This is a genomic window from Sporosarcina sp. P19 (genome assembly GCF_002743165.1).
GTDB classification, from domain to species: Bacteria; Bacillota; Bacilli; order Bacillales_A; family Planococcaceae; genus Sporosarcina; species Sporosarcina ureae.
The window spans coordinates 18,689-38,154 of sequence record NZ_PDYR01000020.1 but is presented as its reverse complement, the minus strand read 5'-3'; the positions used below and the strand labels follow the sequence as shown (position 1 = coordinate 38,154).

Here is a 19,466-nt window from a genome sequence, read left to right as displayed (position 1 = left end):
ATTCATGTGAGTCCTCCTTGGTTATTATTAGGGGTCAAGTAGTCGATGCCTTGACACCCCCGAATCATACCAAGGGGACTTTTCTATTTCAATAGGGCTCCACTAACCAAACAGGAATGCTCCGGGAGGATCAGCGTGAGTCCGAGACCCTGGACTGAACGAAGTGAGGGAAGCGGCTCGGGCCACGCCCTCCGGAACGCGTCCCCAGCTGGAGCTTCAATCCCCTTGCACCCACCATGTACCTCTCTGTTCATAAGAAAAGACACCTCTTCCTAAGAAGTAGGTGCCTTGATATGTGAAATGTAACGCCAGCGGATCAGATAGAAATAGAAAATCTGCATCAGCGCAAAGCCCGCCAGCACAAGCGCTAGCTCCTTGACAATCGAAATCTCCGCCAGCGCATCCCAGATCACCTGCAGCGACATAAACGCAAACACACTGTGGATGAACGACACACCCCACGGGAAGAAAAACTGCGGAATCAACTGCCGGTTGACGATCTTCGTAAACTCCCTATCCGTCATCCCAATCCGCTGCAACACCGCATACTGCCGTCGATCGTAGCTGAGCGACGTATACAAACGGAAATAGATAAAACTACCGGACGCAAGGAAAAATACGCCTGCCAGCAATAATCCGATAAACAACAACAACGAAAACGTCATACGGATATGCGAGTAATTCAACCCTGGATTCTCAAACTCATAGCGCACCGGATCGCGGTGTTCGAGCATTAGCCCAGCCAGCACTTGGGCATGGATAGACAATCCGATTTCCCGCGTCTCTTGCCAGTCCCGTACGTTAAACGCATAATAATTAAACGCCAGTGCATCGACACCCGCTTGTTCTTCGATGCGGTCGAAGTCCAAATGATTGACGACGATCGTATTGAGCCCAAGCGCGTTTGGTGGAAACAGTTTATACGGATAGACGCCTTCGATCTCAAGTGAGACGCTGCTGTCAGCCAGTTCGGTGTTGACTGATTCTGTCGACAACTGATTAGCGGCGGCTGCTGTTGCGGGTAAGAACAACGCGTGGCCACTTTGTAAGGAAAGCGGCTTTTCCCCGAAGGTTGCGGCCAATTCATTCAGATCAGATAGCTTGACGATATTGACTTTATTCTTAGTATAGGATGATTGCTGTTCCAGCACACGGAATCGTACAGCCCAGTAATCAAGACCTTGTTGGTCGAGTTCATTGGTCAATTTCGCAATATGTTGATACTCGAAATCATTATGCGGCAAGCTTTTATAAATAAGCCCGAGTGGATTCACTTCACGATATTGCGAAGCGAATGACGTTAACGACGCCAGAATACCGACTGACATGAACGCTATTGTCGAAACGATCGTCACGATGAAGAACATCCGCGCATTTTCTTTTAAACGGACGATGCTTTCCGAGATCGAGATCATCCAGAAGTCCCGCCAAAAAATTTTCTTTTGCCGCCGCAGTGCATGCAATACAAGCGGTAAGGTGTCTGTAAAAAAGTAATACGTTCCGACTGTGAGGAGTGGTGGTAGCAAGAAGAACAGACTAATGATGCTCGAGCGCGAGACGAATGCCGCCATCGCGTAGGCGAGCAATAATAGCACGACTCCGAATATGCCACGGCTTTTCGAGTACGAGTAAACCGATTGTACGGCCATATCCCCATTTAATAAGTCCGATACTTGCCCTTGCTGAATGAATACGGGTGCGATATATGAAATGATAGCGAATAAACTAAGGAATGCCCCCATCGTCAGCACGAATGGTTTCCAAGATAAATAAAGCGGTAAAACTGGAATTTGTACAATCGCTTTGACAATCATGAAGAAGAACTTTGAAAACATGAAGCCGAGGAAAATCCCGCTGATGATCGATGCGAATCCAAGCAACATCGTCTCGATGAAAATGAGTCGATGCAACTGGCGCTTTGCCATTCCGAGAAGCAGTAACACACCGAACTCTTTTGAACGCGCCTGCAAAAATGCACGCATCGAATAAAACAGGAAAAACAGCGTGAAAATAAATAGAATGATTTCCGCTATGCCCATACCGAGCGTTGAAATCTCTTTTAAAAAGGTGTTTTCAATTGACGGATGGAACAGCAACATAGAATAGAGGAAAAACACCATGACGGAAAATACACTCGCCATGAAGAATGCGGCATAGACTCGGCGGTTACGAAGGACGTTACGGTAAGCGAACTGTCGAAAAGTCATTGACATTCCCTCCAAGTAACGACAACACATTCAAGATCCGCTGGAAAAATGTTTGCCGGCGTTCATCTTTATAAATTTCATTGAAAAACTCCCCGTCTTTAATGAACAATACGCGGTCACAGTAACTCGCAGCAATCGGGTCGTGCGTCACCATAATGATCGACGTCTTTTCATGCTGGTTAATATGTTCGAGTAATTCGAGTACATCTTTCGCTGATTTGGAATCCAGATTTCCTGTCGGCTCATCCGCTAATACAATGCTCGGCTGATGGATGAGCGCCCGTCCTATCGCGGTACGCTGTGCTTGTCCACCTGATAATTCATCCGGTCGACGCTCCAAAATATCTCCCAAGTTCAGCTTTTGCGCCATATCTTCTACCCGCTTTTTCATCTCTTCAACGGGTAATCCATCAAGCGTTAACGGCAATACAAGATTTTCTTCCACCGTCAGCATTTGCAGTAAATTGATTTCCTGAAAGACGAAACCAATTTGTCGTCTGCGGAATAAAGCAATTTGATTTTGACTGAGCTTTTCTGGTTCCACGCCTCCAATGACAATCTTGCCATAGGTTGGAATATCCGTCGCCATCAATAAGTTCAGCAACGTCGTCTTGCCACTACCCGACGGACCCATAATGGCAACGAACTCCCCTTCTTGCACATCGAAATCCAATTGATTCAGTGCACGATGTATCACTTTACCTTCATAGATCTTCGTTACATCTTCCATCTTAACGACCGGTTGTGTCATTTGGTTGTTCACCCGCCTCTCCGTCTGTAAATAGTAATGCAATCGTCGTGCCTTCACCTTGTTTGGAAGATATCGTCAGTTGGTGGCCCAGTTTCTCACAGACTTCGGACGCAATATACAGCCCCATGCCTGTCGATTCACCGGACAATCTGCCGTTTTCACCTGTAAAGAATGCTTTCGTCACACGGTGTAAATCGGATGCCGGTATTCCGATTCCTTCATCGACGATTTCAAGACACAGCCCTTCTTGAAGCTGCACTGCATTGACATGAATTTTCTTCCCTTTTTCAAATGTATATTTCACTGCATTCGTAATGAATTGATTGAGCATGAACTTGATCCATTTCCGGTCGGTCGCAACCATTAAGTGCTCCTCGACGTTCAGCACGGGAAACAGACCGTTCGCAATAAAGAGTCGTTTGTTGTCATTTAGCACTTCTTGTAACACTTGCCGAAGCAATAGCCGCTCAATTTGCATATCTTCTTCAAACGTTTCAAGTCGTGCATTGACCAGGACGATTTCCAATCCGTTTTGGATGCGCCCCACTTCCTGCTCGATACTCTTCTTATCCACTTCATCTTCTTGTAATAATAAATTAATGACCGAAATCGGCGTTTTCATTTGATGTACCCATTGGTTCATGAAATGCAAATGACGATTTTGTCTATTATATAATGTCTGTACTTCATGCTGGTACAGGCGATATAATTCACGCGTAAATTCTATCGTCTTTTTATGTTCAGGCGTCATGACGTGCCGTATCAACGCATCTTCCATTTGCTTCGGCTTTTCAACGATTCTCGCATAATACGTACGCCGCATGATGTATTTCGCTCCCAAATAGCCCGCCGTAAGTAAAATACTCATCGCGACCGAATAGATCGCCGTGTTCGGACTGCGGAAACCGTCAAGCCAAAACAATAGTAAAATGAACGATACGAGTCCGATTTGAAACAACATGAACGGTACATGCTCTTTGACGAACAGTGTGAATGCTTTCATTAGGCTTCCGACTCCGGCATGAAGCGATACCCCGCACCACGCACCGTTTCAATCCAAGACCGCACATCGTAATCGGTCAATTTCTTGCGCACTCTGGCCATATTGACGTTGAGTGTATTTTCATCGACGAATGACTGGTCATCCCACAGTTCTTCGAGTAATCTTTCGCGCGACACGACTTTCGGAGACTCGCCCATTAGCAATTCCAAAATGACACACTCTTTCTTCTGAAGTGGAATTTCTTCCTTGCCTTTTTGTAACGTCATCCGCTCTATATACAACGTCAGATCACCTGATGCAATCATGCGCTCCGACTGATTCGGTGAGTATTCCCCGAACGAACGACGCAAATGGCTTTTAATCTTCGCCAATACAATTTCATAATGGAATGGCTTCGTAATGAAATCATCGCCACCATTTTCGAGCGCAAAAACTTGATCCATATCACCTGAGCGTGCCGAGATGAATATAATCGGACACATCGTATGCTGGCGTAGCTGACGGCACCAATAGTAGCCATCGTAAACCGGCAAGTTAATATCTAAAAGCACTAAATGCGGATTATACGCGTTACATTCTTCGACGACACGGTCAAAGTCCTGAATAATTGCGACTTCATATTGATATTTTTCAAGCGTTCCCGCTAGCAGTTGGGCAATTTTCAAATCATCTTCTACAATAAATATTCGATGCTTCACCGTAACTCCTCACTTTCTCGTTATATTCAGTATAACGCATTTCACAGCACACATAAATAAAACCTCGTATACAAAAACGCATGCCCCGCAAGACATGCGCTGTTCTTTAATAGATTACATCCACAAATTCTTCCAGCTTAATACCACCAAGGATTTTCTCAACGTCCATTGACTCGAGTGCTTCCGTGATCGCCTTACGTTCGTATTTCACGCCAATCAAACGTTTCTCGATTTCTTGTACTTCACCAACACCGAAAAAGTCACCGTATATATTGACGTTTTCTATACTGCCTTTTTCCACTTGCAAACGAACATCAATGCCACCGACAGGGAAACGTTTGGACTGTTGCAAGTTGAATTTCGGTGAACGTCCGTAATTCCACTCCCAGTTACCATAGCGCTCCGCAGACAATTCACGAATTTTCGTCCAGTCTTCATCCGTCAGCACACGATACTCAATATTCTCTTCCCCATCGAACATCGAATTTAAGATCTCCTGTCTAAACTGTTCAATGGAGATAGGCTCTTCTAAGAACTCGGAAATATTCGCGACACGACTGCGAATCGACTTGATCCCTTTTGACTCAATTTTGTCTTTCCTCACCTTAAGTGAATTCACGACACCTTCCATATCTGTATCAAACAATAACGTCCCATGGCTAAACATACGATCCTTTGTAGCAAACTGTGCATTCCCTGAGATTTTACGTCCATCAATCAAAATATCGTTACGGCCAAGCAATTCCGCTTTGATCCCCATTTTAGCCAGCGCATCTGTTACAGGCTCTGTGAACTTCTTGAAATTACGGAACGATTCCCCATCGTCTTTCGTAATGAAACTGAAGTTTAAGTTTCCTTTATCATGATACACCGCACCGCCACCGGACAGTCTGCGTACTACGTGAATGCCTTGACGATCGACAAACTCTGTATTGATTTCTTCAACTGTATTTTGGTTCTTTCCAATTATGATAGAAGGTTCGTTGATATAGAACAGTAAATACGAATCTTTGTCTACGTCCATCGTATTGAGTACATATTCCTCAATAGCCAGGTTAATACGCGGGTCTGTAATGCCTTGATTATCGATAAATTTCATATTTTCTTCTCTCCTCACAAAATTGCCACATTTATTTTCAGTTAATTCTTTCAATTTCAAACAGCTAAAACTGCCTGAAAGCCCGTCACAAAAGGCTTGAATCCATTTTAACAGATAGTTAAATGAATTGTTGACTTTCGGCATCTGTTATAATACAATGTGTATATAACAAAGAGTTATACAACAAACAGAAGGGGATTGATAAATATGGTAGAAAGCATCGTAGAATTTTTCAAGAACTTGCCGGCGAAGGTTTGTGTGACATGTGGAACTGAAATTGAAGAGCAGCACGAGTGTTACTCTAATCAATGTAATCATTGCAACGTAAAGTAAAACAAAACAAAACTTTCTTTCGGCGAATATTCCTATATTCGCTTTTTTTGTGCGGTAATACATACATAAATTGAACAGCTCGCCCATTGTGCTAGCCCAACCGCGCTTTCCAGACAAATCCACTCGCCATACAATATAAAAAAATCCGCACAACAATTGTTGTACGGATTTTTCTATGTTATTTAAACAGCTTTGCCAATACACGATCTTTCGCGGCGACTCCTTGATCGATACAGTCAGGCAAACCGACTCCATTATAGGAGGCGCCAGCCAGCTCGACCATCGGAAACTCCGATTGCACTTCTTCTCGCGCACGTAAAACCTTCTCTTTATGGCCTACGCGGTATTGCGGTCTGTCCTCTTTCCAGCGTGTAATGATACAGAAATCGGGTTCACCTTCGAGCCCGAGAATTTCTTTCATATCTTGGCGAACAATCTTTTCGATCTCAGCATCCGGTAAGTCGACAATCGCTTCTTCCCCAACGCGTCCGACGAATGCTCGCACCATCACTTTATCGTCTGGTGTTGTCGTTGGCCATTTACGATCGACGAGTGTACATGCGGTAATCGAATGATTACTACTGCGTGGTACTAAGAAACCCGTTCCATCGATATCGCTCTTCATCGCACTCTTCGGGTAACCAAGTGCGACTGTTGCGACAGATGTCATCGGAATCGTTCCTAGTTCTTTCAACAGTCCATGCGGCTCAAATAAACGGCTCGCTACTACGTGGCTAGTCGACATGATGACTGCATCTGCTACGACTTGCTGCTGATCATTCAATGTCAGAACGGCACGGTCGTCTTGTTTCACTATTTTCGTGACACGCGTCTGTTTCATAACGTTGACATCAGTCAGTTGCTCTTCCAATGCTTCGATCAATGAATCCAGACCATTTTTAAATGTATGGAAAGCACCCATTTTCTTCGAACTATGACTATTTTTTTGCGGTAGCTGTTTAGGAGTAGTCTTCCTCATTCCTAAAATTAAGCTACGATAATTTTTTTCCACTTCATAAAACTGTGGGAAAGTCGATTCCAGGCTCATATGATCGATATCACCGGCATAGACGCCCGACAATAATGGCTCTATTAGATTTTCCACCACTTCTGTACCAAAGCGTCGACGGAAAAACTTACCGAGCGACTGATCTCCAGTTACTTCAGAACGTGGTAATACAAAGTCACCTGCCGCACGTATTTTACCGCTTAAACTGAATAAACCTGACGTAACGAAGGGTTTGATTTCAGTCGGTACACCCATGACAGCACCTGCTGGGATTTTGTGCATCTGATTATGCAGCAATATATAGGCTTGCCCTGTTGCGTTACGCACAAGCTGATCATCTATACCCAGGTCAGTCGCTAATTGGTCTACACTTTTTTTACGGATCAAAAAGGAATCGGGACCGCGTTCGATTACATAGCCGTCTCGACGGACTGTTCGGATTTTTCCACCTAGTTCTGTTGAAGCTTCAATCATGATGATGTCTATGGGAAGTCCTTGTTCACGGGCATCTTTTTGCATATAATACGCTGCAGCGAGACCTGTGATGCCGCCGCCGATTATGACAACTTTTTTTCGTTCACTCATGTCCTTTTTCACTCCAATCCAATCGAATTCATTTTGTTGCGTGCAATTGATCCATTACCGCATCTGCCATCGCATCAATGAATAAAGGATCGGTGTTCGGCATAGCAGGTCTGTGGTACGCTGCGCCGATATCATCACATACTACTTTACACTCGTAGTCGTTATCGTACAGAACTTCCAAGTGATCTGAAACGAATCCAACTGGTGTGTAAACGAATGATGTATATCCTTTCGTTTCAAACAGTTCACGTGTGAGATCTTGTACGTCCGGACCTAGCCAAGGATCAGGGGTTTGCCCTTCACTTTGCCAGCCAAGTGCGTATGTTTTTACGCCTGCTGCTTCCGTAATCATTTCTGCTGTTTCTTTCAACTGATCAGCGTATGGGTCACCGTTAGCCAGAATCTTTTCCGGTAATGAGTGAGCTGATACGATCAAGCATGAATTGTTGCGCTCAGTCTCGTCCATCGCGTCATAGGTTTGACGCAATTGGTTCGCCCAGTACTCGATGAATTTCGGTTGCTTGTACCAGCTTTCAACTGAAGTAAGTGTAATCCCGTGCTTGTCTGCTTCCTCTTTCGCGCGACCGTTGTATGATTTAACGGAGAACGTAGAGAAATGTGGTGCCAATACAATGGATGCAGCTTCCGTAATACCATCTTCATGCATTTTTTGTATGGCATCTTCCACGAATGGTGCAATATGCTTCAGACCTACATATACTTTGAATTCAATTTCGTCTTGTGCTTCGTTCAAACGCGCGCCTAGTGCGTTCGCTTGATCGTCCGTAATCCGCGCAAGTGGTGAAATGCCTCCGATTGCCTCATAGCGATTGCGAAGATCTTCTACTTGTTCCGGAGCCGGCGGACGGCCTCTACGGATATGCGTGTAATACGGTAATAGATCGTCATAGGAGTTTGGTGTACCGTACGCCATAACGAGTAAGCCCATTTTCTTTTTCGTCATCATTTTCACCTCATGGTTGGATTGTTATTTCGAACGTAATTCTCTACTATAGTCATGTACGAAAGCTGTTAAGCGTTTCAATGTTGCAGGTTTCACGTCAGGGAATACACCGTGGCCTAAGTTGAAGATATGGCTACCGTGCTCTACACCTTGTTCAACTATAAGCTTTGCACGTTCTTCGATGACGGACCAGTCTGCCAGTAACATGGATGGATCCAAGTTCCCTTGCAACGGTTTTGTCAGACCGCGTTCACCAGCTTCTTTAATAGACAAGCGCCAATCCAGTCCTACTACGTCGACTGGTAGGTCATGCCATTCATTCGCCAAGTGGCTTGCGCCGACTCCGAATGTAATCAATGGAATATTTAATTTACGCAGTTCCGAGAAAATACGAGTCATTGTAGGTTTAATGAAGATTCGGTAATCCGATACATTCAATGCGCCTACCCATGAATCAAATATTTGCACAGCTTTCACACCTGCGTTAACTTGTGCTGTAATATAACTAATCGTCATATCGGCTAACTTATCCATCAATGCGAACCAAGCTTGTGGCTCAGATACCATGAAGGACTTTGTCAGGTTATAGCTCTTTGAAGGACCGCCTTCGATCATATAACTCGCAAGTGTAAACGGTGCGCCTGCGAAACCGATTAGTGGTACATTCAATTGCTCCTGTGTCAGCAATTTTATCGTATCTAACACGTAAGGAACTTGCTCTTCTGCTGAAAACTCACCTAAGTTTGCGATGTCTTGTGCAGAACGAATCGGATTTGAGATAACTGGACCTACGCCTGATTTAATCTTTACGTCTACTCCGATTCCTACAAGTGGTGTAACGATATCTTTATATAAAATAGCAGCATCTACATCATATTGATCTACAGGAAGCTTTGTTACATACGCACACAATTCTGGCTGATGCGTAATTTCTTCCAAGGAGTATTTCTCTTTGATTTTAAGATATTCCGGCTGTGAACGTCCTGCTTGACGCATAAACCAAACGGGCGTGTGTTCAATTTCCTCGCCTCTCGCAGCACGTAATAACGTATCATTAAAAGTTGACATATTCAGAGATACCTCTTTCCATTATTTTAATTTCTTTCACGTAACTCATATACGTTCTCATGATAAACCGTTGACAAGTCAATGTATAGTGAATTGCGCCTTTGTCATAATTTTGTGCTAGGACAACTCACACTTCTGCCACGCTTTAGACAATCATTCCTAACTTGCTTGCAACAGACGTGTTTGATTCGGAGGAATTAAGGGAATTACTACATGTAGAATCATACACTAGTAAAAAGTGTTGTTAAGTAAATTAAGCAAAGACGATCGTTACTAGCCAAAGGAGGAACTTTACATGAATATTTATATGACAACTGGAACGCTGGGTTTTATGGAGAAGATCAAAGACCAGCACACTGATGAACCTATACTTTTGATGAATGGTGGCGGCAGTACACTGTTGCTACATGAGACAAATGGCAAGAGTGTATTTCAAACACCAAGGAAATTTGAAGTAGTAGGTTCTTACGGCAACCTGACAGAACCTGGATTCTTTGCAATGGATAACGTTGCAGTGACAGATGAAGGGAAACCAATTTTCGAACATCAGTACAAGCACCTGGGCGAACAACTGCAAAACATGCCAGGTTTCGTAGCCTTCCGCTTATTGCGTCCTATCGGTTCTGATACGTATACATTGCTGACAGAATGGACAGATCGACGCTTGTACGATATTTGGTATAACTCTCCCGGTAATCAATTATCCGATAAAACGGTTTTCAAAGATGCCGGTGGTGCTACGCAACATATCTTCACAAGCGCTCCATACACTACACATTATAAAACACCTACTGAAGAGGTTTGACGTTTCGACGTCAGACCTTCTTTTTTTATGTTAAACGACGTCTAACCTACCATTTTTCATTCGTTTCAGTTACCAGAAATTTCAAAACTCGTAGTTTGCGATATAACTTACCCCTTGCTATACTAAACGAGTTGATTGACTTATTTGTCTATTTGAAAGGGGTTTTATAATGAGAGAACAATTATTTCAGAAACTCGAACAATCTTATGACGATATGGTAGAGATTCGCCGTTATTTGCACATGAACCCGGAAATTTCATTTAAAGAAACGAAAACCGCTGCCTATATCGCTGACTTTTATACACAACTGGGAGTGGAAGTACGTACTGGAGTAGGCGGCAATGGTGTCGTCGCAAGAGTCAAAGGTGCGAAGCCAGGAAAAACGGTTGCTTTGCGAGCAGACTTTGACGCGTTACCTATTCAAGATCAAAAAGATACACCGTACGCTTCCACTGTACCGGGCGTCATGCACGCATGTGGACATGATGGCCATACCGCCACGCTTCTCCAATTGGCAAAAGCTATGAATGAAATGCGCGAGGAGCTTACTGGCGAATATGTGTTTATCCATCAACACGCGGAAGAATTAGCTCCAGGCGGCGCGATTGCGATGATTGAAGACGGCTGTTTAGAAGGTGTCGATGTCATTTTCGGCACGCATTTGTGGTCCCTATTTGACTCAGGCGTTATCTATTACGCTCCAGGCCCAATTATGGCTGCAGCGGACCGATTCAATATTACCATTCAAGGTGCTGGCGGACACGGCGCTTCTCCACATCAAACGAAAGACGCGATCGTAATCGGTTCACAGCTCGTGATGAACTTGCAACAAGTCGTCTCAAGACGTGTGGATCCCATTGAATCAGCTGTACTATCCGTCGGCTCATTCGTCGCAGAAAACGCCTTCAACGTCATCGCCGACCAAGCTGTTCTAGAGGGAACTGTTCGCACATTTACTAATGACGTACGCAATCTAATGGAACAAGAAATAAAGCGTGTAGCTGAAGGCACGGCCTTGGCTCACGATTGTCAAATCACTGTAAACTACTTCCGTGGATATCCGGCAGTGGTCAATCATGAAAAAGAAACGAACTACTTAAAAACGATTGCTGAATCTATTCCGGATCTAAAAGGCGTAGAAGAAATGCAACCTCAAATGGGTGGAGAAGACTTCGCCTACTACCTTGAAAAAGTTCCAGGTACTTTCTTCTTCACAGGTGCCAAGCCGACAGATGCATACCCTCACCACCATCCACGTTTCGACATAGACGAAAAAGCTATGATTGCAGCTGCTAAAACATTGTGTGCTGCGGCTATTGAGTATCAGAACTGAAGATCAGTACGATGCTGAAGAACGTCCCTATTCTCTTGGGATGGTCTTCAGCTTTTTAACTTTTCTATAGATATAGGGTTGTGGTTTAGCTGGCAATGTAAGTGGCAAGCTCATTCCCCACACTACGGCGCTGATGGATGGTTTTCGCGATGTCACTGATCTTCTCTCCATTAGAACCACAACCTAAAGAAATACCACTTAGTAGCGCAGGCACAACTGCGGGGTAGGCCGTGGCCAGGAGACAACTGGCGGCACTTTGCCAGCTGGCTCATGGCTGGAGGCAATCCCCCACGTGCCTGCGCGAGTCCAGAAAGCAGACACGCACTAACTTCAGTACCCAACAACCAGTCGAGCAACGACCCAACAAATAGCATCAAAGACCCGCAGCCACATAGTCTTTCTGTCAAAAGCGTTCAGTAGTCGGGTATCAGACGTAATCTTTCAATTTATTCGTTCTATTAAAACCACAACCATTCGATAAAAATCACCATATTAATAGAACATTTACTATTTTCCAACATTACAGTTGATTTTCGTTTTTTCTATACTATAATTAATACGTATATGGTCCTATTAAACGGGAGGGAACAACATGGCTAATCCACATTATCTATCGTCTTACATCGTTACATTTCATACTTTTGCATTACTCCATGGACAACATGCGAATCCATACTATACAAAAGTAGTGGAAAGCGACCGGACTTTTATTGTCGAGAAAACACCATTAGAAATTATGAGAGAGTCTTGTGCGCATTACCGTTCCAACTTTGAGTCCATTATTAACAGTTCCAAAATGGATTTGAAAAACCGACCAAAGCCACCGATTATGCTGACTCATTCGAATGATCGGCCGTTATTATTCTTCCCTTTACTGTCCCCTACCTTACATAAAAACTCATGGGTGGCTTATCATGCAGTAAAAGACGCTGTTCAGCACGAGGATGGTGTAACCGTGATTCTAAAAAACGATACGCAGATGCATCTAGATACGTCGTTAGCAACTGTTTATCGCCAAATGGCATTATCGCATATTTTGTCTCAACGATTTGAAAATGCTCAGGAAGAATTGCGAAGTTCGTATTATATGATCATGGACCCGAAGAGTTCTGATTCGACAATTTCCTAATATACAGATTCAGTAACTCTTCCGATCGGTTACGTAAGCGAACATTCAAGTAGCGTCGCATATCTTGATAGCCATCATGTAAAAATACATATTCCGTAAATAGTTCATCTGTTGAATGGCGTATCACCCTCATTTTATGCTTTCGCAAATACAAAGAAGTTGTTTGTAGATCAGCAGAAACTGTGTTCATTGTCTCGTCCAGCAAATTAAGGTACGGGCTTTTCAATTTAAACGGTACCTTCTCTAATAACTGACGGTCACGTTCCATAATCGTCAATAGCATAGGAAGATAAATATAGTTCTCCAAATACGGCATTGCCTCTGCGGGGATCAAAGGCATTGAATTCGCCTCCTTACAGAACATGCGTTCTTAATTTAATTATAATTCCAATAGCGGAGAAAAGCAAGTACTTGTAGTATGGCTTTTTTTCGCATAAAAAAACTTCCAGTTGTACTCACTGGAAGTTTTGTCGCTAACTCAACATATCAAGCGGTTTATTCTTTTACTGGTTCATCACCAATAAAGTGGATTGAAAACACTTTCCATGCGCCATCTTCTTTATTGAATACAGTCACTTGGCGACCTTCATGTGTATTTTCTACGTCTGTCTCAATATCCGTGAATGTCGTTTTCAATGTAGAAAATAACTGTGCGCTATCACCTGAATATTTTACGATCGTTTCATTATCTGTTTCACGTTTCATCGTAGAATTCTCAAGCATTTCTTCCGTAGCCTGACGCTCTTCTTCGAGATCATAGCCTTTAGTAGAAAGTGTAGTCAGATAACCTTCTACGTCTTGATTGTTCAATGTTTCGATGTAGTTATCAAAAGCAGCTAGAATTTCTTCTTTATCTTCTTTTGGTACGTCTGTAGCTTCTTCGACTTTGTCACCTGACATGCTGAATCCTACTTTATTTTCATCTACTCCATGATCGATGGCGCCACTGCCTGGTGCTGCTTCGCCAGTTTCAGGATCGTTCTGATTCGTTTCATCTGCGTTACCGCATGCACCTAACACGAGCACTAATGCCATGGATGCGACTACCATTTTTTTCTTCATATGCCCCTCCTACGTAGAGAAAAAGGCCTTCAACATGCAAAGACCTTTTCTTTTTTTAATTATTTTACTTCTACCCAACCATTTTTGATTGCTGTAACAACAGCTTGTGTACGGTCATTTACACTCATTTTTTGCAGAATGCTAGAAACGTGGTTTTTCACAGTTTTTTCTGAGATGAAGAGTGTTTCACCGATTGTCCGGTTGCTCTGGCCATCTGTCAACAATTGTAGAACTTCACATTCGCGCTTCGTCAATAAATGGAGTGGACGACGAATGTCGTTCTGCTGGAAGGATCCTTTATGTTCTCTCTCGCTCAAACGACGGAATTCTGTTACTAAATTATGCGTGATTTTCGGATGTAAGTATGAGCCACCATTCGCTACTACTTTGATCGCTTGAATAATCGCATCTGCATCCATTTCTTTTAGCATATAGCCGAGAGCACCTGTTTTCAAAGCGTGTGTTACGTAGGATTCGTCGTCATGAATGGAAAGCATGATGACGCGCGCATCCGGAAATTCTTTTATTAATTGCTCAGTCGCGTCTACACCATTCATGCGTGGCATATTAATATCCATCAGCACTACGTCTGGCTCATACTCTCTGTACAACTCAACTACTTCAACACCATCGTCGCCTTCTGCTACTACGTTAAATGATTCTTCAAAATCCAAAATCCGTTTAACTCCTTCACGGAATAATTGGTGATCATCTACTATCAAAATTTTTGTCGCTTCCATATCCTATTCCTCCCAGTAAATACCTTACTTACAGATCTTCATCCAATGGAATTTGAAAAAGTATCGAAGTGCCTTCTCCGACTTTCGAAATGACCTTCATTTTCCCTTTCAATAACTCCACACGTTCTTGCATTCCAATTAAACCAAATGATTTCTCTTTTACTTCATTTGTATCAAAGCCCAGACCTCGGTCTTTAATTACTATATTAACTGATTCGCGTAACCATTCGATTTTCACCCATATTTCATCAGTTTTCGCATGTTTAATACTGTTATTAACTGACTCCTGGATCAGACGGAAAATACCTACTTCAAAATTAGAAGCAAATCTCTCTTCTGCTCCGTTGCTTTGAAAATGAATGATTAGCGGCGCCTCGTATTCACTAATGGTCAATAAATACTTTCGCAATGTCGGAACTAGTCCTAAATCATCCAAAGCCATAGGTCGCAAGTTATAAATGATACGACGTACTTCAGATAGCGCACCTCTAACCATTTCTTTTAGGTAAGATAGCTCTTGCATCGCTTCTTTTGGGCCATGCTTAACAAATGTTTTTTCAATTAAACCCGAACGCATCAAGACATTGGCCAGCATTTGCGCAGGTCCATCATGAATATCACGTGATAAACGTTTACGCTCTTCTTCTTGGGCCTGAATAATCTGAACCGCAAAATCTTGTTTATGGCGAGCCGTTTCCAGTGCTGTACTTACATTTTTCAAATCAGATGTTAAATATGTGATCACAGTGGTTACTTGGTTTACAAGTTGGTCCGCTCTTTCAATTGTAGAGAGCAGCAACATCAGTCGACGTTCAAGTTCATCCCGTCTTTCACGAAGTTGTTTCTCCTCCATTTTATTGATGGAGGCGCGTACAAGCAAGTCATTCGCTACACTATAAGCTTGTTTAACTTCATCTTCACTGTATGTTTCAAAGTCTTTTGATACAGTAGCCAGACGTTTTCTTGAGTGACGTGACATATCCTCTAAGGAATCGCCTTCTGTTATCACATGAGAAATACTTTCTTTCACTTCTGCTAACTCTTTTTGCATCTCTTCAAAACTTCGGCGGCTTTGTTCACTAATTAAGAAAATGTCGCTTTTTGAACGATCCATTACATTTACCATGTTGCCAAAGATTTTCTCCATCTGTTGAATGTCAATTGCCTTATCGTTCAAAGAACTCCCTCCCGCACCCGTTTATGTGAAAATTCGCAAAGCGAGCATTATTGCAGTTTAGCCTAAATACTTATACACTTCATATATAGTATATCATTTTAATGATGAATAAGTATTATAAGTATATTACAAATGTAGGGGGTACGACAAATGCGAGCTAATTATAAAACCGTAAAACTATACGGAGAGAGTGAATTCGTCATCCAAAAATCCCGTTTTCTGTCATTTGTCAAACGAGTCGAGACAGAACAGGAGGCACTGGACTTCATACAGGACATCAAAAAAAGCCATCATACAGCTACTCATAATTGTTCTGCCTATATCATAGGAGAACATGACCAGATCCAAAAAGCGAACGATGACGGGGAGCCTTCAGGTACAGCCGGCTTTCCTATTTTGGAAGTTCTCAAAAAGCAACAGCTAAAAGATACCGCGATTGTCGTGACTCGCTATTTCGGCGGCATTAAACTCGGCGGTGGCGGATTAATTCGTGCGTATGGCAAAGCAGCTTCTGAAGGCATTGCCGCAACAGGTGTTGTGGAAAGAAAATTACACACACTAGTTAAAACTTCTATTGATTACACATGGCTAGGCAAAGTAGAAAATGAAGTACGGCAATCCGATTACCCGTTAAAAGAGATCGTCTATGAAGAGGACGTTGAACTCTTTTTATATGTTCCTGAAGAAGATCAGGGGATTTTTCAGGAATGGATGATGGAGTTAACGAACGGTCAGGCGGTCATCGCCACAACCGGACATAAATTTCTAGAGTTCGACATCTGACTATACGTCCAATCAAAAAGCGGGTATAATGATAGAAGGTAAACTTTATGAGCAGTAGGTCTGATTTCATTACATCACTACGAGTTTTCATGTAAAGAGTTGCCACTGACGGTTTTTTTCTGCCGTACACCCTGGAGGTATAAAATGAAAAGAGCAGAATATAAGAAAAAGAACGCGTCCAAAACAAAACGCTTCTTGAAAATAGCATTTTTTACGTTCTTCATAGCGATCATAGGCGTTGCCGCTTATGCATTCAAGCTGCATAATCAAGCGGTGAACGTACTAGATCGTTCTTATGAACCCATCGCTAAGACAGAACCGCCAGAAATATATGTAGAACCCGCAAAAGATAAAGTGTCAATTTTGTTGATTGGCGTAGATGAAAGCGAAACGCGGCAAGAAACAGGAGAAAACGGTAGGTCAGATGCACTGGTACTCGCAACTCTGAACCCTAAAACAAAAAGTGTAAAACTCGTCAGCATTCCCCGTGATTCACATGTTTATATTCCACAGGTAAACTATAAAGATAAAATCACACATGCTCATGCCTACGGTGGTACTAAAGCTTCTATTGATACAGTCGAAGAACTATTCGATGTTCCCGTCAACTATTACGTCAAAATGAACTTTAATGCATTCATAGATGTAGTAGATGCACTTGGCGGTGTAGAAGTCGAAGTTCCATACGAGCGTATAGAGAAAGATGAAAATGATAAAAATGCAATTCATCTTATGCCAGGCTTCCAACGCCTAGACGGACGCCACACGTTAGCCCTAGCACGTACTCGTAAACTCGATAATGATATCGAGCGCGGCAAACGTCAGCAAATGATTCTTCAGGCGATGATCAAAGAAGCGACATCGATTACATCCATTACAAAATACGGGGACGTGATCAATGCACTTGGCGATAACATGAAGACCGACATGACATCCAAACAAATGTTATCGTTCATACAGTATATAAAAAGCGGACTTCCGGATGTTGATACCATCACGTTGACAGGTTATGACGACATGTCGACAGGTATTTATTATTACAAGTTGGATGAGCAGAAGCTAGAAGAAGTAAAGCAGATTTTGAAATCCCATCTAGGGTTGATTCCCGACTCTTCTTCTTTAACTGAGCTAAACACGGACCAATCCTCCGTATCCGCACAAACCGATTATCAATAGTTCATTCAGAAGCGATGAGACCTTAACTGGTTTCATCGCTTTTTTGGATAGATAGAGAAAAAAGTATCAATTAGAGAGTAGATGGGATTTGCGACTATAAATAGTTTGAGAGTACATTGAAGTTATTAACTGACTTAATTTTGTTCATCGAATCTATTTAAGTACAAAATTCAAGATCACAAGCGGAAATAACTTTGATTTTCACTTTATAAATTCAGAAAATGACACTAGTTGATCGTAAGCGCAAGGCGGCGACTCCCGATGGATCAGCCCGATTAGGCGAGACAACCAAAAGAGAGCATAGCTACCTGGTTGGCTCACCGCGTGCCCATGGGAAAGCGTCAGCCTGGAGCTTCGATCAACGGCTCCCTCCCCTACCCGGATCTTTCCATTTCAGTTTAATTACAACAAAAAAGCCCTCATCCGCTTTGCAGCAGACAAGGACTCGTTATATTTATTTACCAATCATGCGTACTAAATTTAACAACGGACGATAATTCGCCCCTGCCAAACCAATCAACTCTACAAACAGCTCAATCACAATCAACATAACGAAAATCAGTAGCAACGCACCCCACACTGTAGCTTGTGAGAACAATACAGCGGCTGCTCCGAATAAAATCGCAATACCATAAATCGTAAGCACAGCTTGTCTATGCGAGAAGCCTACACGCAATAAACAGTGATGCAAATGCGACTTATCTGCTGCAGTAATAGACTGCTTCATGCGAACTCGTCGAACAATCGCAAAGAACGTGTCTGAAATTGGAACACCTAACATGATAATTGGAATAACTAGTGATACAACGGCAACGTTCTTAAAGCCGAGCAATGCCAGTACCGAAATCATAAATCCAAGGAAGAGTGATCCCGTATCGCCCATAAAAATTTTCGCTGGATGGAAGTTGAAAAATAAGAATCCAAGCGAACTAGCTGCCAATATAGAAGCCGTTGCAGCAACAAAGACATCTCCCATTAATAGGGCCATTACCGTAATAGCAATAAGCGCAATAGTGGAAACTCCTGCTGCCAAACCATCCAATCCGTCAATCAAGTTGACGGCGTTCGTGATTCCGATGATCCAAATGATCGTGATCGGAATACTTAAATACCCAAAGTCGAGCTGACCAAGAAACGGCAAGTTGATGAATTCAATTTGTAATCCGCCCCATAGTACAACGACCAACGCAGCTGCTAGTTGGCCTGACATTTTTGCTTTTGCTGTTATTTCCAGCATATCGTCTAAAAAGCCAATCATGACGATCAGTACTGCACCGATTAGGATGCTGACTGCGTGCTCGTCTTTCGGCAATAATATAGCATATCCAATAATAAACGCTCCGAAGATTGCGAGCCCGCCGATTCTAGGCATGATTCTCGCGTGGACTTTCCGATAATTGGGGCGGTCAACCGCACCGATCCGATACGCGAATTTGATGACTAGCGGTGTTAGTATAATTGCAGCGATAAAAGCTACAGACATTGCAATGAATAACATGTCTTTCCTCCCCAATTAGCATTACGTACATATCACCTTTTAGTAT

Annotated in this window: 19 protein-coding genes; 6 read left to right on the top strand and 13 right to left on the bottom strand. The window is 42.9% G+C overall.

What is annotated here, in order from left to right; genetic code table 11:
- Window positions 1-272: 272 nt before the first annotated feature.
- The 5 genes from CSV74_RS15515 to lplA all read right to left on the bottom strand — a co-directional run bounded on the left by CSV74_RS15515 (window position 273) and on the right by lplA (window position 5,758).
- The gene (locus tag CSV74_RS15515) at window positions 273-2,207 is read right to left on the bottom strand and encodes an FtsX-like permease family protein (RefSeq protein WP_099692355.1); all 1,935 of its coding nucleotides are present in this window, start codon (window positions 2,205-2,207) and stop codon (window positions 273-275) included.
- Entirely contained in the window at window positions 2,179-2,958 is a 780-nt protein-coding gene (locus CSV74_RS15510) for an ABC transporter ATP-binding protein (RefSeq protein ID WP_037561354.1), read from the bottom strand. Before CSV74_RS15510 ends, CSV74_RS15515 begins: the two co-directional genes overlap by 29 nt.
- The gene (locus CSV74_RS15505; RefSeq protein WP_099692354.1) at window positions 2,939-3,961 is read right to left on the bottom strand and encodes a sensor histidine kinase; all 1,023 of its coding nucleotides are present in this window, start codon (window positions 3,959-3,961) and stop codon (window positions 2,939-2,941) included. The genes CSV74_RS15510 and CSV74_RS15505 overlap by 20 nt, the downstream gene beginning before the upstream one ends.
- A complete protein-coding gene (locus CSV74_RS15500; protein WP_029052562.1) occupies window positions 3,961-4,659 on the bottom strand; it encodes a response regulator transcription factor in 699 nt (232 codons plus the stop codon). The genes CSV74_RS15505 and CSV74_RS15500 overlap by 1 nt, the downstream gene beginning before the upstream one ends.
- A 106-nt stretch (window positions 4,660-4,765) precedes the next feature.
- On the bottom strand, window positions 4,766-5,758 hold the full coding sequence (lplA, locus tag CSV74_RS15495) for a lipoate--protein ligase (RefSeq protein WP_099692353.1): 993 nt from the start codon (window positions 5,756-5,758) through the stop codon (window positions 4,766-4,768).
- A 207-nt stretch (window positions 5,759-5,965) separates the two neighbouring features.
- On the opposite strand from lplA, the gene yhfH reads away from it, so the two are divergent.
- Complete coding sequence (gene yhfH, locus CSV74_RS15490) at window positions 5,966-6,091, top strand: protein YhfH (RefSeq protein WP_081657806.1); 126 nt, start codon at window positions 5,966-5,968, stop codon at window positions 6,089-6,091.
- 178 nt (window positions 6,092-6,269) lie between these two features.
- On the opposite strand, the gene hemY is transcribed toward yhfH, so the two are convergent.
- The 3 genes from hemY to hemE are packed head-to-tail and all read right to left on the bottom strand — an operon-like array spanning window position 6,270 to window position 9,717.
- Window positions 6,270-7,685 carry a protoporphyrinogen oxidase gene (gene hemY / locus CSV74_RS15485; protein ID WP_099692352.1) on the bottom strand — a complete coding sequence of 472 codons (1,416 nt, stop codon included), beginning with the start codon at window positions 7,683-7,685 and terminating at the stop codon, window positions 6,270-6,272.
- A gap of 28 nt (window positions 7,686-7,713) precedes the next feature.
- Complete coding sequence (gene hemH / locus CSV74_RS15480; RefSeq protein ID WP_099692351.1) at window positions 7,714-8,649, bottom strand: ferrochelatase; 936 nt, start codon at window positions 8,647-8,649, stop codon at window positions 7,714-7,716.
- Window positions 8,650-8,673: 24 nt separating this feature from the next.
- On the bottom strand, window positions 8,674-9,717 hold the full coding sequence (gene hemE, locus CSV74_RS15475; RefSeq protein WP_099692350.1) for a uroporphyrinogen decarboxylase: 1,044 nt from the start codon (window positions 9,715-9,717) through the stop codon (window positions 8,674-8,676).
- Between the two features lie 295 nt (window positions 9,718-10,012).
- Here hemE and CSV74_RS15470 point away from each other — a divergent pair, with 295 nt between their 5' ends.
- From CSV74_RS15470 to CSV74_RS15460, 3 genes are all read left to right on the top strand, one after another.
- On the top strand, window positions 10,013-10,522 hold the full coding sequence (locus tag CSV74_RS15470; protein ID WP_099692349.1) for an antibiotic biosynthesis monooxygenase family protein: 510 nt from the start codon (window positions 10,013-10,015) through the stop codon (window positions 10,520-10,522).
- A 169-nt stretch (window positions 10,523-10,691) separates the two neighbouring features.
- Window positions 10,692-11,855 carry a M20 family metallopeptidase gene (locus CSV74_RS15465; protein WP_099692348.1) on the top strand — a complete coding sequence of 388 codons (1,164 nt, stop codon included), beginning with the start codon at window positions 10,692-10,694 and terminating at the stop codon, window positions 11,853-11,855.
- Window positions 11,856-12,447: 592 nt separating this feature from the next.
- On the top strand, window positions 12,448-12,984 hold the full coding sequence (locus CSV74_RS15460) for a competence protein ComK (RefSeq protein ID WP_099669823.1): 537 nt from the start codon (window positions 12,448-12,450) through the stop codon (window positions 12,982-12,984).
- Here the strand turns inward: CSV74_RS15460 and CSV74_RS15455 are convergent.
- The 4 genes from CSV74_RS15455 to CSV74_RS15440 all read right to left on the bottom strand — a co-directional run bounded on the left by CSV74_RS15455 (window position 12,947) and on the right by CSV74_RS15440 (window position 15,963).
- Window positions 12,947-13,324, bottom strand: coding sequence for a YhjD family protein (locus CSV74_RS15455; RefSeq protein ID WP_099692347.1), 378 nt, complete (start codon window positions 13,322-13,324; stop codon window positions 12,947-12,949). The genes CSV74_RS15460 and CSV74_RS15455 overlap by 38 nt on opposite strands.
- A gap of 155 nt (window positions 13,325-13,479) precedes the next feature.
- The gene (locus tag CSV74_RS15450) at window positions 13,480-14,046 is read right to left on the bottom strand and encodes a nuclear transport factor 2 family protein (protein WP_099692346.1); all 567 of its coding nucleotides are present in this window, start codon (window positions 14,044-14,046) and stop codon (window positions 13,480-13,482) included.
- Between the two features lie 59 nt (window positions 14,047-14,105).
- Complete coding sequence (locus tag CSV74_RS15445) at window positions 14,106-14,786, bottom strand: response regulator (RefSeq protein ID WP_099669821.1); 681 nt, start codon at window positions 14,784-14,786, stop codon at window positions 14,106-14,108.
- Window positions 14,787-14,814: 28 nt separating this feature from the next.
- Window positions 14,815-15,963: a sensor histidine kinase gene (locus tag CSV74_RS15440; protein WP_199170370.1), complete on the bottom strand. Its 1,149-nt coding sequence runs from the start codon at window positions 15,961-15,963 to the stop codon at window positions 14,815-14,817.
- 150 nt (window positions 15,964-16,113) lie between these two features.
- Between CSV74_RS15440 and CSV74_RS15435 the strand changes: the two genes are divergently transcribed.
- A complete protein-coding gene (locus CSV74_RS15435) occupies window positions 16,114-16,746 on the top strand; it encodes a YigZ family protein (protein WP_099669820.1) in 633 nt (210 codons plus the stop codon).
- 144 nt (window positions 16,747-16,890) lie between these two features.
- Window positions 16,891-17,922 carry an LCP family protein gene (locus CSV74_RS15430; protein WP_099692345.1) on the top strand — a complete coding sequence of 344 codons (1,032 nt, stop codon included), beginning with the start codon at window positions 16,891-16,893 and terminating at the stop codon, window positions 17,920-17,922.
- Window positions 17,923-18,376: 454 nt separating this feature from the next.
- On the opposite strand, the gene CSV74_RS15425 is transcribed toward CSV74_RS15430, so the two are convergent.
- Window positions 18,377-19,420, bottom strand: coding sequence for a glycosyltransferase family 4 protein (locus CSV74_RS15425; RefSeq protein WP_029052576.1), 1,044 nt, complete (start codon window positions 19,418-19,420; stop codon window positions 18,377-18,379).
- Window positions 19,421-19,466 lie beyond the last annotated feature (46 nt).

Coding starts and splice junctions, on each gene's coding strand:
- CSV74_RS15465 (WP_099692348.1), top strand. CDS start 10,692: ATGAGAGAACAATTATTTCAGAAACTCGAACAATCTTATGACGATATG.
- CSV74_RS15430 (WP_099692345.1), top strand. CDS start 16,891: ATGAAAAGAGCAGAATATAAGAAAAAGAACGCGTCCAAAACAAAACGC.
- CSV74_RS15510 (WP_037561354.1), bottom strand. CDS start 2,958: ATGACACAACCGGTCGTTAAGATGGAAGATGTAACGAAGATCTATGAA.
- CSV74_RS15450 (WP_099692346.1), bottom strand. CDS start 14,046: ATGAAGAAAAAAATGGTAGTCGCATCCATGGCATTAGTGCTCGTGTTA.
- CSV74_RS15515 (WP_099692355.1), bottom strand. CDS start 2,207: ATGACTTTTCGACAGTTCGCTTACCGTAACGTCCTTCGTAACCGCCGA.
- hemY (WP_099692352.1), bottom strand. CDS start 7,685: ATGAGTGAACGAAAAAAAGTTGTCATAATCGGCGGCGGCATCACAGGT.
- yhfH (WP_081657806.1), top strand. CDS start 5,966: ATGGTAGAAAGCATCGTAGAATTTTTCAAGAACTTGCCGGCGAAGGTT.
- CSV74_RS15460 (WP_099669823.1), top strand. CDS start 12,448: ATGGCTAATCCACATTATCTATCGTCTTACATCGTTACATTTCATACT.
- CSV74_RS15435 (WP_099669820.1), top strand. CDS start 16,114: ATGCGAGCTAATTATAAAACCGTAAAACTATACGGAGAGAGTGAATTC.
- CSV74_RS15505 (WP_099692354.1), bottom strand. CDS start 3,961: ATGAAAGCATTCACACTGTTCGTCAAAGAGCATGTACCGTTCATGTTG.
- hemH (WP_099692351.1), bottom strand. CDS start 8,649: ATGACGAAAAAGAAAATGGGCTTACTCGTTATGGCGTACGGTACACCA.
- lplA (WP_099692353.1), bottom strand. CDS start 5,758: ATGAAATTTATCGATAATCAAGGCATTACAGACCCGCGTATTAACCTG.
- CSV74_RS15455 (WP_099692347.1), bottom strand. CDS start 13,324: ATGCCTTTGATCCCCGCAGAGGCAATGCCGTATTTGGAGAACTATATT.
- CSV74_RS15445 (WP_099669821.1), bottom strand. CDS start 14,786: ATGGAAGCGACAAAAATTTTGATAGTAGATGATCACCAATTATTCCGT.
- CSV74_RS15425 (WP_029052576.1), bottom strand. CDS start 19,420: ATGTTATTCATTGCAATGTCTGTAGCTTTTATCGCTGCAATTATACTA.
- hemE (WP_099692350.1), bottom strand. CDS start 9,717: ATGTCAACTTTTAATGATACGTTATTACGTGCTGCGAGAGGCGAGGAA.
- CSV74_RS15470 (WP_099692349.1), top strand. CDS start 10,013: ATGAATATTTATATGACAACTGGAACGCTGGGTTTTATGGAGAAGATC.